The sequence below is a fragment of the Pseudomonas sp. SDO524_S393 genome, from assembly GCF_054071875.1.
Genome location: NZ_JBSVVZ010000006.1, coordinates 47779 through 68786 on the forward strand (window position 1 = coordinate 47779; position 21008 = coordinate 68786).

Annotated in this window: 14 protein-coding genes, 1 other RNA gene and 1 pseudogene; 6 read left to right on the plus strand and 10 right to left on the minus strand. The window is 60.2% G+C overall.

The features are described from left to right. Positions 1-105: 105 nt before the first annotated feature. Positions 106-222 (plus strand): annotated as a pseudogene (locus ACW9IB_RS04540) (recombinase family protein); the annotation flags it as partial. A 109-nt stretch (positions 223-331) separates the two neighbouring features. Here ACW9IB_RS04540 and ACW9IB_RS04545 read toward each other — a convergent pair. Further along, a complete protein-coding gene (locus tag ACW9IB_RS04545; protein ID WP_071984703.1) occupies positions 332-676 on the minus strand; it encodes a hypothetical protein in 345 nt (114 codons plus the stop codon). 1180 nt (positions 677-1856) lie between these two features. On the opposite strand from ACW9IB_RS04545, the gene ACW9IB_RS04550 reads away from it, so the two are divergent. The 5 genes from ACW9IB_RS04550 to ACW9IB_RS04570 are packed head-to-tail and all read left to right on the plus strand — an operon-like array spanning position 1857 to position 10373. Beyond that, positions 1857-3833, plus strand: coding sequence for a type I restriction-modification system subunit M (locus tag ACW9IB_RS04550; RefSeq protein WP_071984701.1), 1977 nt, complete (start codon positions 1857-1859; stop codon positions 3831-3833). Then, the gene (locus ACW9IB_RS04555; protein ID WP_071984700.1) at positions 3830-4852 is read left to right on the plus strand and encodes a PDDEXK nuclease domain-containing protein; all 1023 of its coding nucleotides are present in this window, start codon (positions 3830-3832) and stop codon (positions 4850-4852) included. Before ACW9IB_RS04550 ends, ACW9IB_RS04555 begins: the two co-directional genes overlap by 4 nt. After that, the gene (locus ACW9IB_RS04560; protein WP_071984699.1) at positions 4849-6207 is read left to right on the plus strand and encodes a restriction endonuclease subunit S; all 1359 of its coding nucleotides are present in this window, start codon (positions 4849-4851) and stop codon (positions 6205-6207) included. The genes ACW9IB_RS04555 and ACW9IB_RS04560 overlap by 4 nt, the downstream gene beginning before the upstream one ends. Then, positions 6207-9416: a type I restriction endonuclease subunit R gene (locus ACW9IB_RS04565; RefSeq protein WP_135192660.1), complete on the plus strand. Its 3210-nt coding sequence runs from the start codon at positions 6207-6209 to the stop codon at positions 9414-9416. Before ACW9IB_RS04560 ends, ACW9IB_RS04565 begins: the two co-directional genes overlap by 1 nt. Positions 9417-9461: 45 nt before the next feature. Beyond that, entirely contained in the window at positions 9462-10373 is a 912-nt protein-coding gene (locus ACW9IB_RS04570) for a restriction endonuclease (RefSeq protein WP_071984697.1), read from the plus strand. A gap of 175 nt (positions 10374-10548) precedes the next feature. Here ACW9IB_RS04570 and ACW9IB_RS04575 read toward each other — a convergent pair whose 3' ends face one another. From ACW9IB_RS04575 to ACW9IB_RS04615, 9 genes are all read right to left on the minus strand, one after another. Then, positions 10549-12054 (minus strand): YfjI family protein, encoded by a 1506-nt coding sequence (locus tag ACW9IB_RS04575; protein ID WP_071984696.1) that lies wholly within the window; start codon positions 12052-12054, stop codon positions 10549-10551. Beyond that, the gene (locus tag ACW9IB_RS04580; RefSeq protein WP_071984695.1) at positions 12051-12299 is read right to left on the minus strand and encodes a helix-turn-helix transcriptional regulator; all 249 of its coding nucleotides are present in this window, start codon (positions 12297-12299) and stop codon (positions 12051-12053) included. Before ACW9IB_RS04580 ends, ACW9IB_RS04575 begins: the two co-directional genes overlap by 4 nt. Before the next feature lie 246 nt (positions 12300-12545). Then, positions 12546-12935, minus strand: a transfer-messenger RNA (tmRNA) gene (ssrA, locus tag ACW9IB_RS04585). 100 nt (positions 12936-13035) lie between these two features. Then, positions 13036-13317, minus strand: coding sequence for a hypothetical protein (locus ACW9IB_RS04590; RefSeq protein WP_457412543.1), 282 nt, complete (start codon positions 13315-13317; stop codon positions 13036-13038). A gap of 136 nt (positions 13318-13453) precedes the next feature. Continuing rightward, positions 13454-16264, minus strand: coding sequence for an FAD-binding and (Fe-S)-binding domain-containing protein (locus tag ACW9IB_RS04595; RefSeq protein WP_457412544.1), 2811 nt, complete (start codon positions 16262-16264; stop codon positions 13454-13456). Next, a complete protein-coding gene (locus ACW9IB_RS04600) occupies positions 16261-16932 on the minus strand; it encodes a LutC/YkgG family protein (protein WP_457412546.1) in 672 nt (223 codons plus the stop codon). The genes ACW9IB_RS04595 and ACW9IB_RS04600 overlap by 4 nt, the downstream gene beginning before the upstream one ends. Continuing rightward, positions 16932-18386, minus strand: a complete 1455-nt coding sequence (locus ACW9IB_RS04605) for a LutB/LldF family L-lactate oxidation iron-sulfur protein (RefSeq protein ID WP_457412547.1) — start codon at positions 18384-18386, stop codon at positions 16932-16934. The genes ACW9IB_RS04600 and ACW9IB_RS04605 overlap by 1 nt, the downstream gene beginning before the upstream one ends. Next, entirely contained in the window at positions 18383-19207 is an 825-nt protein-coding gene (locus ACW9IB_RS04610) for a (Fe-S)-binding protein (protein WP_457365749.1), read from the minus strand. Before ACW9IB_RS04610 ends, ACW9IB_RS04605 begins: the two co-directional genes overlap by 4 nt. Before the next feature lie 100 nt (positions 19208-19307). Further along, on the minus strand, positions 19308-21002 hold the full coding sequence (locus ACW9IB_RS04615; protein ID WP_457412549.1) for a lactate permease LctP family transporter: 1695 nt from the start codon (positions 21000-21002) through the stop codon (positions 19308-19310). Positions 21003-21008 lie beyond the last annotated feature (6 nt).

Genomic DNA, 21008 nt, shown 5'->3' on the forward strand with positions numbered 1-21008 from the left:
GAGGCCCGAATTATATGGTGTCCCAGGGCAGGTTCGGACTGCCAACCTTCCCCTTTGGAGGGGCAAAACTTCGGTGCTTACAAAAGGGCGGCCTGAGAAGGGGGGCTGCATCAGCGCATTGGTGAGCTGCTCGGCGCTGGCCTCGGGATTCGGGCTGCCGCTCGCCATGCAGGGGGCAGTAACACCACAGTACTTAAAATCCGCGATCAAATGACCGAGTAGCGACGCAGTTTTACGTGCTGTCGAGCAGTAGTGACATCCGTGCGAATTCTACCCCGGCTGTATTCTCCGCTTGGGTAGAATTGCGGTCGCCAGGGGTGAACTGGCTCGTTTAACGGCCCAGGCGACGGCGCAGGGCTCGAATCATTCTGGCGCGCATGAAAACGGTTGCGACTGACACCGCAAGTGCTATACCGCCCGCCACTTCACCGAAACGGACGAACGCAACGATGTTCACCAGTGCGAGAACCATAAGGCCGTAGAACTCGGCATTGGCCTTGCCGGCAGCCAGAGCCTGATGTTCGGTGAGCATCCACTTCGGCGACAGGCAAAAGGGGCATACGGACGACTCAGGGTCACGGCCGCCCACGGGTACTCCGCTGATGTAGAACGGCGCGCTGGTGACCACCTTTGGAACCATCATCTTCTTGCAGCACTGACACTCAACTTTGCTCATGACGTGAACCTGCTGGACTTGGCACATGCCTGAACGTTACCCGAGCACTGGCGAATCCCAAGTCAGCGGCTGCGGGCATGCCGGTGTGCTGACATATCAGTCGGTGTGATGTTTCTTATCGAGATGATCAGCGACCTTGTAGCCAATCACCGCAGCCACTCCCAAAGTGCCAACCACGCCAATGACCGCATAAACCAGTAGCTCAATCGCTTCCATGTCTTGCTCCTTCTGGGCTGAAAATTTGCACTGAATCCAGCTTCTCACCTGCTGTGCCAATCCCAAGGATTTCATCCTCCTGAAATCCGTTTCCGCCGGTACCTGGCTGATTGAATTCCAGGGCGACCTGCGCAGCGCTCATACCCGCTGCGCGACACGGGTTTCAAAAAATTATGCTCACACTGCCTCTCTTGCTTATGGGAGTCTGACGGTTCACCTCACATAGAGAGAATCTGCCGATTTTGGCCGAAGGGGTGTCGTGAAGGGGTGTTGCCGCTGTAGCCCGCATGGTTACTGGGTTTCAGGCTTTTCAGGGCGTCTTCTACAGGTTAAGGGGTGTCGTAAAGGGGTGTTGTCGCTCAGGTAAGGGGTGTCGTGAAGGGGTGTCGTCGCTGCAGCCAGCGTGGTTACTGGGTTTCAGGTTGTTCAGGATGTCTTGTACAGATTAAGGGATGTTGTAAAGGGGTGTTGCTGTCCAGGTAAGGGGTGTCGTGAAGAGGTGTCGTCGTTGCAGCCGCATGGCTACAGGGCCTCGGCTCTTCGCTGTGTGCCATAACGGCAGCGGCAGATCGACGACGGATGACGACTGAGCATCAGGGGGCATTCGTCAGACGCACGCTGTGACAACAGATGGTCGTCAGATGACGACGCTACGGGCGAGCGAAAGGGCGCATGCAACCAATGAACAATAGATGACGACGATGAGCTGCATTGGGGCGATTCAGTTGCTCAAATGGCAAAGCCGGCTGATCCATTACCTGTCGGATAATCACTGCATAGGTCGCTAAAACCCGATTTCAAGAACGCGTGCAGCAGACATGCCGTTGCTGGCGACACGTTCGGGTGCGGCCTGAGCATCCTCGGGTATTGGGAACGGAGCGCAAATGAGCCGTCGGGCCTGTGACATGCAGCCAGCTCGACGGGTTAGACTCGCGTTTTTGCCCGTACTCCAAGGAATTATTGCGTGAACACGGAGAATCATTCCCAAACGGCCGCTTTCCTCTGGTCGATTGCCGATCTGCTGCGCGGTGACTTCAAGCAGTCCCAGTACGGCCGCATCATCCTGCCGTTCACCCTGCTGCGGCGCATGGAGTGCGTGCTGGAGCCGACCAAGGATGCCGTGATCAGCCAATCCTGCGCCCAGGAAGGGCGGCCTGACCTGGTGCGCGAGAAGCTGCTGCTGCGCGCTGCCGGTCAGCAGTTCTTCAATGCATCGCCGCTGTCGCTGGGCACGTTGTCCGATACCCAGACTAGCGAAGACTTGATGAGCTATGTGCAGTCCTTCAGCACGGACGGACGCGAGATCTTCGAGCATTTTCACTTCGAGGACTTTGTCCAGCAACTGGCCAGCGCCGACTTGCTGTATCTGGTGGTGCAGCGCTTCGCGGCGGTCGACCTGAGCCCCGAGCGCATCAGCAACTTCGGCATGGGCATCATCTTCGAAGAGCTGATCCGCAAATTTGCGGAAAGCTCCAACGAAACCGCCGGGGAGCACTTCACCCCGCGCGACATCGTGCACCTGACCACCTCGTTGGTGATCACCGGCCAGGACGACAAGCTCAAGCCCAACAGCATCGTCACCATTTACGACCCGACGGCGGGCACCGGCGGCTTCCTGTCCGAGGGCGACGAGTACATTCAGTCGATCAGCGAGCAGGTCACCGTGTCCCTGCATGGTCAGGAACTCAACCCCGAGTCCTACGCCATCTGCAAGGCGGACATGCTGATCAAGGGCCAGAAGGTCGAGAACATCAAGCTGGGCAACACCCTCTCGGACGACCAACTGGCCGGCGGCAAATTCGACTTCATGCTCAGCAATCCGCCGTTCGGCGTCGAGTGGAAGAAGGTGCAGAAGCGGATCACCGACGAGCACAAGGAAAAGGGTTTCGCTGGCCGCTTTGGTCCCGGCCTGCCGCGGGTGTCCGATGGCTCGCTGCTGTTCCTGCTGCACCTGACCAGCAAGATGCGTGACCCGCGTGAAGGCGGTTCACGGATCGGCATCATCCTCAACGGTTCGCCGCTGTTCACCGGCGGTGCTGGCAGTGGCGAGTCGGAGATCCGCCGCTACCTGCTGCAGAACGACCTGGTCGAGGCGATCATCGCCCTGCCCACCGACATGTTCTACAACACCGGCATCGCCACCTATGTGTGGGTGCTGTCCAACCACAAGGCCCCCGCGCGCAAGGGCAAGGTACAGCTGGTCGATGGCACCCAGCACTTCAGCAAGATGCGTAAATCCCTGGGCAGCAAGCGCCAGTTCATCACCGACGAGCAGATCGACGACCTGGTACGCCTCTACGGCCGCTTTGAGCAAACTGCGCAGAGCAAGATCTTCCCCATCGAAGCCTTCGGCTACCGGCGCATCACCGTCGAGCGCCCGTTGCGCCTGAGCTTCCAGACCACCCCGCAACGCATCGAGCGCGTCCTCGAAGAAAAAGCCATGCAGAAGCTGGACGACGACGCCCGCCTGCGTCTGCTGACCGCGTTGCAGTCAATGGATGCCGGCATCGTCCATCGTAACCGCGAGCAGTTCGCCAAGGTGCTGAAAAAGGCCCTGGCCGGACATGGCATCAGCCTCAGTACCGCCGAGCAGAAAGCCGTGATGAACGCATTGGGCGAACGCGACCCCGAGGCCGATATCTGCATGACCAAGGGCCAGCCCGAGGCCGATAGCGGTCTGCGCGACAACGAAAACGTACCGCTGGGCGAGTCGATCTACGATTACTTCGAGCGCGAAGTGAAGCCCCATGTGCCGGACGCCTGGATCGACGAGAGCAAGCGTGACGCCCAGGACGGCGAAGTCGGTATCGTCGGCTTCGAAATTCCGTTCAACCGGCACTTCTACGTGTTCCAGCCGCCGCGCCCGCTGGAAGACATCGACCGCGACCTCAAGGCCTGCACCGACCGCATCAAGCAAATGATCGAGGCGCTGTCGGCATGAGCGAGCCAAACACACCCCGCAGTGCAACGGACGAGCGTTTCGACGAAGTGCTCGCGCTGATCCACAGTGCCAGGCAGCAGGCCATGCAGGCGGTGAATACCCGGCTGATCGAGCTGTACTGGCAGGTCGGCGCTTATATCAGCCGCAAGCTGGAACAGGCCGAGTGGGGCGATGCCGTGGTCAGCCAGCTGGCCGATCATCTGGCCCGGACCCAACCAGGGCTGCGCGGTTTTACCCGGTCGAATTTGTTCCGCATGCGCCAGTTCTACGAGACCTACCGCACCGAGGAAAAAGTCGCACCACTGGCGCGACAATTATCCTGGTCGCACAACCTGATCATCTTCAGCCAGAGCAAGCTCCCGGAAGAGCGGGAGTTCTACCTGCGCATGGCGGCTCAGGAGAAGTGGTCGAAGCGCGAGCTGGAGCGCCAGTTCAAGGCGGCGCTGTTCGAGCGCAGTGTCACCCAGCCGGCAAAAGTCTCAGCAGTCCTGAGACACACTCACCCCGCCGCGCTGGAAGTGTTCCGCGATGCCTATATGGTCGAGTTTCTCGACCTGCCGGGCGGCCATGCCGAGGCCGATCTGCACCGGGGCTTGCTGGCCCGGCTCAAGGAGTTCCTGATCGAGCTGGGCCGCGACTTCTGTTTTGTCGGCTCCGAATACCCGCTGCAAGTCGGCGGGCGTGATTTCGCCCTGGATCTGCTGTTCTTCCACCGTGGCCTCAATTGTCTGGTGGCCATCGAGCTCAAGGTCGGCCGCTTCGAGCCGGAGTACCTGGGCAAGCTCGGCTTCTACCTGGAAGCGCTGGATCGCGACGAGCGCAAACCCCACGAAAACCCCGCCATCGGCGTGCTGCTCTGTGCCAGCAAGGACGACGAGGTGGTCGAATACGCCCTCAACCGCAGCCTGTCGCCGGCGCTGATCGCCGAATACCAGACCCGTCTGCCGGACAAGCAGTTGCTTCAGGCCAAGCTGCATGAGTTCTATGCGCTGAATACCGCACAGGGAGAGGCGCAATGAGCCAGTTCAAGCCATATACGGCGTATAGGGAGTCTGGGGTGGAGTGGTTGGGGGAAGTGCCCAAGCATTGGATGTTGACGCCTATAAAGCATCTCGCATTACTCAATCCGAGGAAGTCAGGTTTCGCCGGTGATACTGAGCAGCTATGTAGCTTCGTACCCATGGAGAAGCTGAAAACTGGTGTCGTGCAGCTGGACGAAGAGCGCCCCATCGAAGAGGTTATTGGTGGCTACACCTACTTCGAAGATGGCGACGTACTGCAGGCTAAGGTCACGCCGTGCTTCGAGAATAAGAATATTGCGATTGCCAAGGGACTGACCAATGGCATTGGGTTCGGCTCCAGCGAAATAAACGTACTAAGACCATGTCAGGGTGTTAATGCTGAGTACCTTTATTACCGTGTGCAGGAAGACAGTTACATGAGCTTCTGCACTTCCAGCATGATCGGTGCTGGAGGACTCAAGCGGGTGCCCACTGATGTGATCAATAACTTCAATGTCGCTGCACCCGAGCTATTCGAACAAATCCAAATCGCCCGCTTCCTCGACCACGAAACCGCCCGCATCGACGCCCTGATCGAAGAACAGCAGCGCCTGATCGAACTGCTCAAGGAAAAGCGCCAGGCCGTGATTTCCCATGCCGTGACCAAAGGCCTTGACCCGACGGTGTCGATGAAGGACTCCGGGGTGGAGTGGCTGGGCGAGGTGCCGGCGCATTGGGTGATTGTTCGAATTGGCGCAGTTTATTCCGAGGCTGTAGAAAAGGGATTGGCCGAGCTTCCGGTTCTGCGTGTATCGATACACTACGGTGTTTCGGATAAGGAGCTTACAGAAGAGGAGTCTGATCGGAAGATAACTCGTATTGAAGATCGCGAGAAATACAAGCGAGTTCGTCCTGGAGACCTCGTCTATAACATGATGCGTGCTTGGCAGGGTGGATTTGGTGCTGTTCTGGTTGATGGGTTGGTTAGCCCCGCTTATGTGGTTGCTCGTCCTAAGAGTGGAGATTTTTCTCGGTACGTAGAGCGGCTGTTGCGTACAAGTTGTGCTGTAGAGGAAATGCGGAAAAACTCATACGGCATTACAGATTTTCGGTTGCGCCTATATTGGGATCAGTTCAAAAACATTCGTATTGCACTTCCCCCTGAGGAGGAAAGGCAGAGCATCATGGAACGTATCGACGCCATAATTGGTGAGTCGGAAGCTCTGAAAGACGAAGCAGATCAATTGATAGGCATTCTTCAAGAACGCCGCGCCGCCCTGATCTCCGCTGCCGTCACCGGCAAGATCGACGTGCGCGGCTGGCAGCCACCGACCAGCGTGTCCTCCCCAGTATTAGAAGAAGAGGCCGTGTAATGGCGGACAGCAAGGAAGCCCAGTTCCAACAGGACATCATCAGCGCCATGACCGCCCAGGGCTGGCTCACCGGTCCGGCCAGCGGCTATGACCGGCGCACGGCGTTGTATACCGAAGACCTGCTGGCGTACTTCAAGGACGCCTGGCCGGAGCGCTGGGACAAGTTCAGCAAGGCCAATCCCAATGACCCGCAAGGCGTGCTGGTACAGAAGGTGGTGCGCGAACTGGAGCAGAGCGGCACCCTGGATGTGCTGCGCCATGGCTTCAAACTACCGGGGGTGAAGGTCGATCTGTGCAGCTTCCGCCCAGACCACGGCATGAACCCGGACACCCTCAAGCGCTACCAGTGCAACCGCCTGCGTGTGGTGCCGGAAGTGTCTTACTCGCCACATGCGCGGGAAGCCGCGAGCGGCGGCCAGAGCTACAACCCGCGCCTGGACCTGGTGCTGTTCGTCAATGGCATCCCCACCGCCACCCTGGAGCTGAAAAGCGAGTTCAAACAGTCGGTGGAAAACGCCAAACGCCAGTACTGCAAGGATCGCCCGGTCAAAGATCCGCTGACGCGTAAGTCCGAGCCATTGCTGACCTTCAAACGCGGTGCTCTGGTGCATTTCGCCGTGGGCCAGAACGAGGTGGCGATGACCACTAAGCTGGCCGGCAAGGACACCTTCTTCCTGCCGTTCAACCTGGGCAGCGAAGACGGCGGTGCCGGCAACCCGCTGCCGGAGGACGACAGCCAGTACGCCACCAGCTACCTGTGGCAGCGCCTGTTCCAGCCGGATGCCTGGCTCAAGGTGCTGGGCCGCTTCCTGCACCTGGACAAGCAAACCTCGGAAGACTTCGACGGCAGGCCGATCACCAAGGAGACCATGATCTTCCCGCGTTATCACCAGTGGGAAGTGGTCAACAGGCTGATCGATACGACCAAGACCGAGGGGCCGGGGCGGCGCTACCTGATCCAGCACAGCGCCGGCTCGGGCAAGTCCAACTCGATTGCCTGGACCGCCCACCAACTCGCCTCGCTGTACGACGAGGCCGGGCAACGGCTGTTCAACTCGGTGATCGTGGTCACCGATCGCACCGTGCTCGATAGCCAGCTGCAGAACACCATCTACCAGTTCGAGCATGCCCAGGGGGTGGTCAAGCCGATCACCCGCGACGTCGGCACCACCAGCAAGTCCGAGCAGCTGGCCGAGGCATTGGCCGAGCAGACGCGGATCATCATCGTCACCATCCAGACCTTCCCGGCGCTGTTCGATGCCCTGGACAAGTACCCCAAGCTGGCGTCCGGGCGCTATGCGGTGATCGCCGACGAGGCCCACTCTTCGCAGACCGGCTCATCGGCCAGCAAGCTGAAACAGATTCTCGGCAGCGATGCGCCGGATAAAGCTGACGAGGAAGAATCGGTCAGCGCCGAGGAGCTGCTGGACGCCGCAGTGGCCGCGCGTAGCCCCAATGAGCGCATCAGCTACTACGCCTTTACCGCCACACCCAAGGCCAAGACCCTGGAGCTGTTCGGCCGCCCGGCCAATCCCGAGCTGCCATCGAGTGCGGATAACAAGCCCGAGGCGTTTCATCTGTATTCGATGCGCCAGGCCATCGAGGAGGGTTTTATCCTCGACGTGCTGCAGAACTACACCACCTACAGCACCGCCTGGAAAATCGCCCACCCGGATGCCGAGGACGAGGAAGTCGACTCGAAGAAGGCCCGCAGCAAACTGGCGCGCTGGGTGCGCCTGCACCCGTACAACATCGGCCAGAAGGTCGAGGTGATCGTCGAGCACTTCCGGCAGAACATCCGCTACCTGCTGGGCGGCCAGGCCAAGGCCATGGTGGTGACCAGCAGCCGCCAGGAGGCGGTGCGTTACCAATTGGCGATGCACGAGTACATCAAGCAGCAGGGCTACAGCGATGTGCATCCGCTGGTGGCCTTCTCCGGCAGCGTATTGCCCGATGGGGTGATCCCCGAGGAAGTCACTGAGAACAGCAGCCTGCTCAACCCCGGCCTGAATGGCCGCGATCTGGCCAAGGCGTTCGACACTCAGGACTTCAACGTGATGATCGCCGCCAACAAGTACCAGACCGGCTTCGATCAGCCCAAACTGTGCGCCATGTACGTGGACAAGAAGCTGCAAGGCGTGGACTGCGTGCAGACGCTGTCGCGCCTGAACCGCACCTTCCCGGACAAACGCACCTTCATCCTCGATTTCTTCAATGATCCCAAGGACATCCTGGAGTCGTTCCTGCCTTACTACACCAAGGCCGAACTGACCGACGTGACCGACCCGCAGCTCATCTACGACCTGCAGAAAAAGCTGGATGCCGAGGGCATCTACCACTGGCAGGAGATCGAGGCGTTCGCCAGCGCCTTCTTCGACCCCAAGGCCGCCGCCAGCAAGCTCAGTTACTACTGCCAGCCGGCCAGGGAGCGTTTTGCCAAACGCTACAAGCTCGCCGCCGAGGCGCGCGCCCAGGCGCTGGACTTCAAGCGTACTGCCGCAGCCAATGGCGACAGCGCCGGCCTGAAAAAGGCCGAGCACGCGGCCAAGGAAGCCGGCGAGCAGGTCGATCAGTTGGACCTGTTCCGCAAGAACCTGCAGAGCTTCGTGCGCCTGTACGAGTTTCTCTCGCAGATCGTGCCCTACGAGGACCGCGAGCTGGAGCAGCTCTGTGTGTACGCCAAGCACTTGTACCCGCTGCTACGCATCGACCGCCTGGAAGAAGACGATGTGGATGTGGGCGAGCTGCAACTGACCCACTACCGCCTGACCAAGCGTGCCGAACACCAGTTACGCTTGAGCGAGGAGCAGGGCGAATACGGTCTGGAGCCCGCCACCGACATCGGCAGCGGCAAGGCCCACGATCCCGAGAAAAAACACCTGTCGGAAATCATCGCGGCGCTCAACGACATCTTCGGTGCCGAAGTCAGCGACGACGACCAGCTGCATTTCCTCACCGGCATCGCCCAGCGCATCAGCCGCCAGGAAGACGTGATGGCCCAGGTCAACAGCCAACCGGCCGACCAGGTGATGCACGGCCTGTTTCCCAAGCGGGTGGAAGACATCGTGCTGGACGCCATGACCGACCACGAAAAGCTGTCGCTGGAAGTGCTGGATAACGTGGCCAAGAGCCGGGCGTTTGCGCTGGTGATCTACAAAATGCTGAAGGCGATGAACAGCGTTGATGAGCACGCAATGCGCGGGCTCTGATGGTTTTTCAGCGGGCTGAGTTGCGATTATGGAGAAGGAACCAGGATGTCGATTCCGGATTTTCAAAGTGTCATGCGCCCGGTGCTGGAGGCGGTTCGAGACGGTGTAGCGATACCGCTCAGCGTGTTGCGCGAAAGCATCGCCGATGTATTCCAGTTAACCGAGGAAGAGCGCAAAGAGCGGCTGCCGTCGGGGCATCAAACGGTGATCAACAACCGGGTGGGCTGGGCCAGGACCTACCTGAACAAGGCCGGTCTGCTGACTATTCCGAGCAAGGGTATGGTGCAGATTACTGCCCGTGGTCGGGAAGCGCTGGCCAACGGCCCAGAGCGCATTACCGTCGCCTGGCTGAAGCAGTTTCCGGAGTTCGCCGACTTCCATACCGCTAAACCGCAGAGCGTTGATGTGCTTGGAGTGGTTGAAGTCGAAGTTGCCGAGACCACACCGGACGAGCAATTGGCCGAGGCCCATCAGGCACTGGTGCAGTCACTGGCCGATGAGCTGTTGGCGCAGGTCAGGGCGGCAACGCCAGGGTTTTTCGAGCAACTGGTGGTCGATCTGATGTTGGCCATGGGCTATGGCGGTTCGCGCAAGGAGGCCGGCAAGGCGACCCAGGCCACCAACGATGACGGCATTGACGGCATCATCAAGGAGGACAAGCTCGGCCTGGACGTGATCTACCTGCAAGCCAAGCGCTGGACCAATACGGTGCATCGTCCCGAGATCGACAAGTTCATCGGCGCGCTGACCCGGCAGCGGGCACGCAAGGGCGTATTCATCACCACCTCGGAGTTTTCCGCAGGCGCACGCGAGGCGGCACTTGGCCTGGATATCAAAGTGGTACTGATCGACGGCGTCGAGCTCGCGCGGCTGATGGTCGAGAACAACCTGGGCGTGAGCGTTAAACAGGTGTACGAGGTGAAGCAGCTCGACAGCGATTACTTTGCTGAAGAGTGACTCACAACCCTGGTGGCTGGTTCAGCCCAGCAGGTACGAGGTCGGATATCACTGTTGGGCTGGCAGTTAGTATCCCAACCAGGGGGTAGGGCTACCTACAAAACCTACAGAACAAGGTTTCGTAGGTTTTGTAGGTAGCCCTGCCGGCCTTTTGAGTAAACAGGTTGGGTCGAGGCTACGTTTTTCGCCAGACATAGCGTGTCGATGGGCGGCCACCTTTCTCACCGGCAACCTCGTAGCCAACGATGAAGTCGTGTTCAACCAGAATTGCGAGCGCATTATTCACGGCGTCCTGCGAGCCCAATCCCGTCCAGTCCTTCTGGCGCACCTCTCGTGCGGTAAACGGCTCGGGTAATTTCTGCTGACGTTCCAGGAGCAACCGGGCCCCCAGTAGTGGGGCGTTAATTGCTGCACCGTACAACCGCTGTGCATGGCTCATCAGGTAGGCCGCCCAGCTAATTGCTCGGGTAGCAGCCTCTGCACTGACCACTTGCTGTCCTCCGCCGATAAGCTCGAATAGAAGTGCTAATCCGGCAATGGTCTGCGGCATTTTTAGGAAGTGGGATTGCAATGCTGGATGTAATTCTTCCCTCCGGCTTTTCTGCATGTGACGGGTATACCAAGCGTTAAATATCTCCTGTGCCTCCGGGCTGAACCTGAGTGCAGAACGAGGCTCATCGGGTATTTGGTCGAGCTGCTCGATAACCCAATCCACGCGCTCAGTGGCGGCTTTGTTCGGCCAGCGGTCCACCAGACGCCATTCGCGGACATCGTCGGGATAAACGGCGAGTTGCAGGCGCTGAATCAGGCCGTCATCCAATTCACCGCTGATCGCGGCGCGCACCAGCGATGCGATTCGTGACGGTTGAATGCCGCCGATCAAGGATAAACAGCATGACTCGATGAAAATGGTGCCGCGCCCAATGCGGTCGTAGGTGAATGAGCCGTTGCCATCGAAACATTCCAGGTAGAACGCTCGCGCAACAGAACCGTCCTCGCTCTGTATCGTCGCCAGCCAGCCTCCCAGCTCGTCACGCACAAGCAGTAGGCCGTTGGGGTTTTCGTTGAGCAGCTCGCCGAGTTTCTCGACAGTTGAGTCGTTGACGATGTACCGGCGCAGGACTGGAGCCTGCATGTCGCTGGAAAGTCTGTTCAGTTCCGCCAAAGCTGCGTTCTTGTCGCCGCTACCGAGAAGTTTTTTTGCCTTGACCTTGGCGGCGTTGCGCTCCATTTCGAGCAGCTCGCTGCTGGCCTTGTGCTCGGCCTCAGCCAGGCCGTACTGTTTTCGCTCCCTGGACTCCAGGGCATGCAGTGGGCGCAGTGCCTGTTTGAGTGCTGGCGATTTCATCGCAGATGGCCGACCGATGATGACGCCCCATTGATTGGGGACGACCATCCAGTCGTCGTGCTGTTTCGGGTGGATGGTAAATTTGCGACCCACCACGGTGCTGACAGCAACCACGAGTGCGACCCCAATAAAATCTGGCGGGCACTGGGTGCGTTCAGCGACATCACGTACATATTCCCGCAGATCGGCCGGCAATAGCTCGTCACGCCAGGGCATGACCCTAGACAGCCCGCTCGGGAGCGGCTTTGGCGCAATTTCCGGACTCAGATATGAGGCAAGTGCCGGTTCGGACATCTCTGCCAAGAACGGCGGGATCTGCTCGTGTTTGGTCATTGCTCATCTCTCTTGGAGAGATCCGGGGTGACTCCATCACGCTCGCTGATCTTGTTCTCCAGCCAGGCCTCCACCTCCGCGACGACGAAGTAAACGCCAGCCTGTTTGCTCGGGCCAAATTTGATGGGGCGAGGGAAGCTGGGATCGGTTTCGCGCAGCTTTTCGAGGCCGGAGCGGCTCTTGTCAAAGCAGTGCTGCAGAGAGGTGTGACTGATCAGGTATTTCTTGGGGGCATGTGTCGACATGTGTGGGGCTCTGTGTGTAAGTCGACTCCTATTAAATATCCTGTCCAGCCAGCTGGGGGGCGATTTCAAACCAGAAAAGCGCCGGAAAACGTTCTGTCGGTTGTTGAGGTAAAGGCGACAGCCGCGGATGGGCTTCGCGGGCAGACAGGCTGTCATAAAGCTGGCATAACCCAGCCAAAACAGCCCTAAAAGGCACAAAAAAGGCACTGTAGCTATTCGCTAAGTGCCTGATTTATATAGCTAATTTGGTGGAGCCGGGGGGATTTGAACCCCCGTCCGCCAGTACTCCGCTGTCGGTACTACATGCGTAGCCGTGTCTATTGAGTTAACCCTCAGCGACCCGACGGGCAGGGTGCTTTGGGCGAGTTGTGTAAGTTTTAGCCGCTTCGTCCACAACGTACTGCACGGCGATTCTGTTCTATATGACAATCATTTTGGGTTTACAGACATCCCCTGATGATTGCTGGGCCCGAAGGCACCAGGAGTGCATGTCAGCTGCAATTAAGCAGCGAGAGCAGCACCGTATTGGTCGTCATTGGCAACTATAAGAAGTTGCAACAGTGGATTTACGAGTTCTGTTACCAACTCGGCATGCACCTAAAGTTTCGCAACCGGCGTCGAATCCTAAACGGCCCCGTGCTTGTAACTCGTTGTTTCTTGGTGAGTGACAAGCCTGTGCAGTGTACGCCAAACGGTCACGGAAGGCCAACCCGAAGGTTGGCCTTGAGCGTTCGGGCTATTGGCCGCCTTTGGCCATGTTCTTCAGGTCTTGAATGGCCTTGGCGGATATTTCGATACATTTTTTATCGTCGCCGGCTGCGTGGGCGGCCTTGGCTTGTGATTCGGCGGTGTTGATTTCGCCACTTTTCCCGGTGCTGTCCGTGGCCAGTGTGGCTTTGCCGTCGTTGATTTGCTGCAGGTTGATCTGGCACAGGTCCTTTTCGTTACCGGCTGCAAAAACAGGGGAGGCCAGCATCGCAGCGGTAATGAACAAGCCAGCAAGAGCGGAACGCTTCATAGGGTATCTCCTTGCGAAAAAGGGCTCGACGCTGCTGGCGTTTGACCGCGGCCAGCGACATCACGGTTGAGCCTCGTGCGTCGAGGCCTATGCAGATGACTGCGCCAGCGCGCAGGGGTTCGGTTTTTTTGCAGGTTCAATGGGCGCGAGGCCGGGTTACCCGGTCTACCAGGTAGACGAGCCCGTGATAATCGATGCCGCCGTGCTGGCTCAGGCCGATCTCGCAGGTGCGGCTGGTGGAGATGCCTTCGCTGCAATATTGCACGGCGTCCTTGAGGGAGCGCAGTGAGTGGGCGTTGAGCTCCGGCGTGGTGAAGCCTTTGTCGCCGGCAAACCCGCAACAGTGGATGCCTTCTGGAATCACCACGGTGCTGGCGCAACGCCGCGCGAGGTCGATCAGCGCCTGGCTTTCTCCCAGGTGCTGGGTGCTGCACGTGACGTGGACGGCAATCGGCGCCTCCTGGGGGATGAAGTCGAGGCGATCCATCAGGTGGGTGCGGATGAAACGCACCGGGTCGTAGAGGTCCAGGCGGGTGTCGCCGAGGTCTTGAACCAGGCGCAGGGTGCAGGGGCTGGTGTCGCAATAGATCGGGTCGAGCCCGCCGCGGCTGGCGTGGAGCAGGGCGCCGATCAGTTCCTGGCGCTTGTGCTCGGCTTGTTCGGCGTAGCCTTTGGAGGCAAAGGGCTGGCCGCAGCACAGGTTGTCCTGGTTGTCGGGAAAGACGACCTGGTAACCGGCCTTTTCCAGCAGCCCACGGGTTTTGTCGTACAGCGACATTTGCTCTTTATCCCCGGCGGCCGGGCCCATGGCGCGTGAGACGCAGGCTGCCAGGTACACCACCCGTGGCCGCTCGTCGGTCACGGCGGGGCTGAAGCGAATGGCTTTTTCCGGTTGCGGCATGGCGGAGGTCCACTGGGGGATTTGCCCTTTGGACAGCCGCGTCAGGGTGCCCGACAGCTTGGCCAGGCGCGGCGCGCCGAGCAGCATGCGCGCACCGTTGGCGACGTGCAGGGTAAAGCGCGCGCCTTGCATGGCGGTGGCGAAATGGCTGGCCAGCCACTCGGCGGTTTTCGTACGGCTGGCGTCGTGGCTGCGCAGCTTTTTCACCAGGTCGCCGGTATTGATTCCCACCGGGCAGCGTTGCGCGCACAGCCCCGTGGCGGCACAGGTGTCGATACCTTGATAGTGGTAGGCCGTTTCCAATTCTTGTGTGTCGATGCCGGCGCGTTTCTTCGCCTGAATATCCCGCCAGATGACGATGCGTTGGCGCGGGCTCAAGGTCAGGCCTTTCGATGGGCACACCGGCTCGCAGAAGCCACACTCGATGCACTTATCCACAAGCTCGTCCGCCGCCGGCAGCGGCTTGAGGTGCTTGAGGTGGATCTGCGGGTCCTCGCTGAGCACCACGTCGGGGTTGAGAATGCCGTTGGGGTCGAGCAGGCGTTTGAGCTGCCACATCAGTTGGTAGGCATCGCTGCCCCATTCCAGCTCGACGAACGGCGCCATATTACGACCCGTGCCGTGCTCGGCTTTCAGCGAACCGCCAAACTCCACGGCCACCAGTTGGGCTACGTCGTCCATGAATGCCTGGTAGCGTGCGACTTCTTCCGCGCTGTTGAAGCCTTGTGTGAATACGAAGTGCAGATTGCCTTCCAAGGCGTGTCCGAAAAGGATCGCTTCGTCGTAGTTATGTTTGTCGAACAGGTCGATCAAGCGATTCACGCCGATGGCCAGTTGTTCCACCGGGAAGGTCACGTCTTCGATGATCACGGTGGTGCCGGTTTTACGCACGGCACCGACGGCAGGGAAGGTGTCTTTGCGGATGGCCCACAGACGGGCGTTTTCCTGCGGGTCTTCGGTGAAGTCGACCTGTTTCTCCACCGGGAACGGGGCGAGGGACGCCATGATCAACGCCAGTTGCTCGTGCAGCAATGAAGATGACGCCGCACGGGATTCGATCAACAGAGCGCAGGCCCCTTCCGATAGGTGTTGTACGAAAGCGGGCATGCCCGGCTTGTTCTGCACCGAGCGAAGGCTGCGTCGGTCCAGCAGCTCGACGGCCGAGACCGGCTGGGTCTTGAGCACGGTGACGGCGTTGCAGCAGGTCTCGACATCCGGGAACACGATCAGCGCCGACGCTTTGTGCGGGTGATCAACGACGGTGTCGTAGGTGACCGCGCTGATGAACCCCAGCGTGCCTTCGGAGCCTACGAGCAAGTGGCTGAGGATCTCCAGCGGGTCGTCGAAATCCACTAGGGCATTGAGTGACAGGCCGGTGGTGTTTTTCAGACGGTATTTGTGGCGGATCCTGGCCGCGAGTTCAACGTTTGCCCGCGTCTCTCGGCCCAATGTCGCCAGGCGTTCAAGCAGGGCGCGGTGCTGTTCGCGAAAGCTATTGACGCTGGCGGCATCTTCGGTGTCCAGCCGACTGCCATCGGCCAGGACCAGACGAATGCCCGCCAGGGTGTGGTAAGTGTTCTGCGCCGTGCCGCAGCACATGCCACTGGCGTTATTGGCGACGATCCCGCCAATCTTGCAGGCATTGATCGATGCGGGGTCGGGCCCGATCTTGCGCCCGAACGGGGCCAGCCAGGCGTTGGCCTGGGCACCGATCACGCCGGGTTGCAGGCGAATCTGCGTGCCTTGCCCGCGAATCTCGCGACCGTTCCAGTTGTCTCCCAGAACGATCAGCACCGAATCGCTGATGGCCTGTCCCGAGAGGCTGGTGCCCGCTGCGCGGAAGGTCACGGGTACGTGGTCCCGCTGGGCCAGTTTTAGCAGCCCGACCACTTCGTCTTCCGACTCCACGCGGATCACCAGTTGTGGGATCAGTCGGTAAAAGCTCGCGTCGGTGCCGAAAGCCAGGGTGGAAAGAGGGTCGTCGAAGCGTCGATCGTTCGGGATCAGTTGTGTGACATCAGCAAGGAAAGCGGCAGGCAGGCTCATTGGTCCTCCAGGATCAGTACCACAAGGTCCTTCGGACCATGGGCACCGTAAGCCAAGACTTGTTCGATGTCGGCGGTCTTCGACGGGCCGGACACCAGCAGCGCATTGGTGGGCATGCCCTGGGCCCAGGCGAATTGTTGCTGCACCTGATAAAAATTGTCGTGAATCTCACTGGCCTTGAGCAGCGCGAAGTGGACCGGCGGCACCAGGCTCATCAAGCGCGGTTCTTCCCGCGTCGGCCACAGAATCAGGCTACCGGTGGCGGCGATTGCTCCGAGGGTAGTCGTCAGGCTGGCGGATGTCTCGTTGAACAGCTCGGCTTTCCACGCTTCGATGGGTCGATCGTAGGCCTTGAGCAACGGCAACCGTGGGTTGTTTGCCCAGTGTTCGGTAATGCGGCGGCCGTGGGGCGTGGTGGGCGCGATCAGGAGATTGGGCAGCTTGCGCGCCGTCAGCAGGTTCGCCAGCAGAGCTGGCCAGTCGGCAGTCGTGGTCAGGTGGACCTCGGTGTGCACGGCTTCCATCAGCTTGCGCAATTGCGCGATGCGTTGCTCGGGCGGGTAGGTGTAGGCGTCTGTCACCAAGGCTTCGTCGAAGTTGTCGGGCACTGGTGTGGTGCCTGTCAGACTCTGGCGCAGCTTGCCGAGAATAGTGTGCTTGGCGCTCATCAACGCGCTCCCTGTTTGGCCAAATGCTCGCGTGCCAGCTCATGCAGCGAGCGAGCGGCGGGTTTCGGTGCGCTGTGGTGTTGTGTCCATGGCCCGAGCTGGTTGGGGGTCAGGGCGCGCAGGCGGGTGACGCCAAAGGTGAACAGGCGATACAGCGTCGGCGAACGGTTGAGCCGGGCCCAGGCGTTCCAGGCAAATCGTTCCTTGCGCGAGTATTGGCTGCCTTGGCCGCGCAGGGTCGGGTGGGCGCCGCCTGGGGCTTTTACGTTCTCTTCCCGCAGGCGGCGCAGCAGTGCCGGGATGGGGATCTTAACCGGGCACACCTCACCGCAGGCGCCGCACAGTGACGAGGCGCTGGGATGGTCCGGTACCCTGGCCAGACCGACCATGTGGGGGGTGATGATTTTTCCGATAGGGCCTGGGTAAACCTCGCCATAGGTATGGCCACCGATTCGGGTGTACACCGGGCAATGATTCATACAAGCGCCGCAGCGAATGCAGTTGAGGGTCTGGCGCAATTCGCTGTCGGCAAACGCCTGGCTGCGGCCATTATCCAACAGCACCAGGTGCACTTCTTCAGGGCCGTCTCGTTCATCGGCTTTGCGCGGGCCGGAGATCATGTTGACGTAGGTGGTGATCGGTTGGCCGAGGGCGGATCGAGTCAGCAAGGACAGCAGCGGTACCACGTCCCGCAGGTTTTCCACGACTTTCTCGATGCCGGTCACGGCGATATGCACCGGCGGCACGCTGGTCGACATCCGGCCGTTGCCTTCGTTTTCCACCAGCAGCAGGGTGCCGGTTTCGGCTACGGCGAAGTTGACGCCGGACACGCCGATGTCGGCCTCGAAGAACTTTTCCCGCAGGACGCGACGACCGATCTGAATCAGTTGGTCCACATCTTCGGTGTGCTCCACGCCCAGTTTGTCGTGGAACAGCGAGGCGACCTGACCCGCGTTCTTATGGATGGCGGGCATGATGATGTGGGACGGTTTCTCGTGGTCGAGTTGAACAATGAACTCGCCCATGTCGGACTCCAGACACTCGACGCCTTGGGCGGCGAGCACATGGTTCATGTCCATCTCTTCGCTGACCATGGACTTGCCCTTGATCACCTGGGTCGCGCCCCGTCGGCGGATGATCGACAGCACAATGTCGTTCGCCTCTTCGACCGTTTCGGCCCAATGCACGGTGACGCCGTTGCGGGTCAGATTGGCTTCCAACTGCTCAAGCAGGTCCGGCAGTTTCGATAAGGCGCGCGCACGTATGGCATTGCCCAGGCTGCGCAGGTGTTCGCGCTCGTGTGCATCGCTGAAGGACGTCGCCCGCTTGGTCATCAGCGAATCCATCGCGTTGCGAAAGTTGTTTCGTAGTTGTGTGTCAGCCAAGGCCGTATGGGCACGGCCACGAAAATCGTCTGATAGTTCGACGGCAGGGATTCGCGCGGCAGTATTCATCGCGAGCCTCCGGTTCGTTGCCATAAAAAACTGGCCAGGTGTTGCCCGCGCAGGGCGGCCTGTTGCTTTTCCAGGGCACCATTGATGTTCATCAGGCAGCCACAATCGGCACTCAGGACTTGATGCGCGCCGGATGCCTGCAATGCGCGGGTTTTGTCGGCCACCATCGCGCCGGAAATGTCTGGCATGCGCACACTGAACGTCCCGCCAAAACCACAGCATTCGCTTTCATGGCTGTGCTCCACGCGCTCGACATTGCGCAGTTGGGACAGTAGCTCACGACCATGCAGGTGGGTGTTCATTTCCCGGCGCGCGGAACAGGAGGTGTGCAGCGCTACTTTTATCGGTGCGCCGCTGTCGTGGAGTTGTACCTTGCACACGAACAGCAGGAATTCGGCAAGTTCGTAAGTGCGAGCGGCGAGGGCTTGCACCTGTTTCAGTGTATCGGGCTCATCCTTGAACAGGTCGGCATAGTGCTCGCGCAACATGCCGGCACAGGAGCCGGAGGGCACCACCACGGGGTAGTCCTCGGCGAATAATGCCAGCTGTGCGCGTGCGACTTGCCTGGCCTGTTCGGTGTAGCCCGAGGTGTAGGCCGGTTGCCCGCAGCAGCTTTGGTCCTGCGGATAGTCGACACGAATGCCCTCGCGTTCCAGCAAGTGAATCGCGTCCATGCCGGCTTCGGGATAGAACAGGTCGACCACGCAGGTGCCGAACAGGTAGACCCGCTCTGGCCTCGCGTCGGGGTACTGACGCGGCGGCGCCGGAGGTGGGGCCACGCGGGTGGCATTGGGTACGGCGTTGTAAAAAAGCTCGCTCATCAGGCGTGTTCTCCGGGTGGTCCCGGTTATCCGTCGGTCGGGGCGCCGACGGGTTGTGGAGTGTTGACGCCGGAAACGCTGCCCGGCGTCGGTGAGGGCGCTAGTGCACCAGCATGCCGGTGAACCAGTAGGCCTGGACCAGGGTGATCAGCCCGACAATCGTGGCGAAAAACAGACTGTGTTTGAGGGTGAAACGGAACAGGTCGGACTCCTTGCCTACCAGGCCGGTGGCGGCGCAGGCCACGGCGATCGATTGCGGCGAGATCATCTTGCCGGTCACGCCGCCGCTGGTGTTGGCGGCGACCAGCAGGGTGTCGTTGACACCGATCTGGTGTGCGGTGGTGGCTTGCAGCGAGCTGAACAGCGCGTTGGACGAAGTATCGGAACCGGTCAGGAAAACGCCCAGCCAGCCGAGGAACGGTGAAAAGAAGGGGAAGGCCGCGCCGGTGCCGGCCAATACCAGCGCCATGGTCGACGACATGCCGGAGTAGTTGGTGACGAAAGCGAACGCCAGCACCATGCCGATGGAGAGGATCGGCCAGCGCAGCTCGAAGAAGGTTTCTTTTAAAGTGGTAAGACCAGTTTTGATGTTGATGTTCAGCACCCACATCGAGATCAGTGCGGAGAAGAAAATCGCGGTGCCGGTGGCTGAAATCGGGTCCAGCTTGAACACCGCCGGAATGGCGGTGGGGTTGACCACGATGGGCGCGACTTTGATCACCAGTTGGTCAAGGTGAGGGATCGCGAAGTTGAACACCCAGCTGTACATCGAGCCACCTGCGACGAACATCGCCTTGAAGGGCTTGAGGGTCCAGATCGTGACCAATACGGTGAGGATCAGGAAGGGCGACCAGGCCTTGAAAATCTGCCCGAGGCTGTAGGGTGAAGCCTGTGTGTTGCGTGGCTGGCCAAAGCCGCCGACGCTGGCGGGGATGGCCGCGCTGGAGGTGGCACCGGCAATCTGCGCGCCAGCGGTGCGCTTGGGTTGCCAGACTTTGAGGAACAGGGTGAGGGCGACCAGGCTCGCGAGGGCGGAAGTGATGTCCGGCAGTTCCGGGCCGATGAAGTTGGAGGTGAAGTATTGCGTGACGGCGAAGCTCAGGCCCGCGACCAGCGCTGCCGGCCAGGTTTCGCGAACGCCGCGCAGGCCGTCCATCATGAATACCAGCCAGAACGGCACGAACAGCGACAGCAAAGGCAACTGGCGGCCGGTCATGGCGCCGATCTTGAACGCATCGATGCCCGTGACTTGGCCTGCCACGATGATCGGAATGCCCAGTGCGCCGAATGCCACCGGCGCGGTGTTGGCGATCAGGCACAGGCCGGCGGCGTACAGGGGGTTGAAGCCCAGGCCCACTAGCAGTGCGGCGGTGATGGCCACGGGAGCGCCGAAACCTGCCGCGCCTTCCAGGAACGCGCCGAAGCAGAAGCCGATCAGCAGGACTTGCAGGCGCTGGTCGTCGGTGATCGACAGGACTGAACTGCGGATGATCTCGAACTGACCGCTCTTGACCGTGAGTTTGTAGAGGAATACGGCGGCGACGATGATCCATGCAATGGGCCACAGGCCATAGGCAAAACCGTAGCCGGCGGCGGCCAGCGCCATGTCTGCCGGCATCTGGAAGGCGAAGATCGCGACCAGGATCGACAGCGCCAGGGTGATGCTGCCGGCGACGTGGCCTTTGAGGCGAAACACAGCCAGTGCCAGGAAGAAAAATACGATCGGAATGACGGCGGCCAGTGCGGACAGGCCAAGGCTGCCGAGTGGGCTGTAGAGCTGTTGCCAGGTTTGCATATGGGA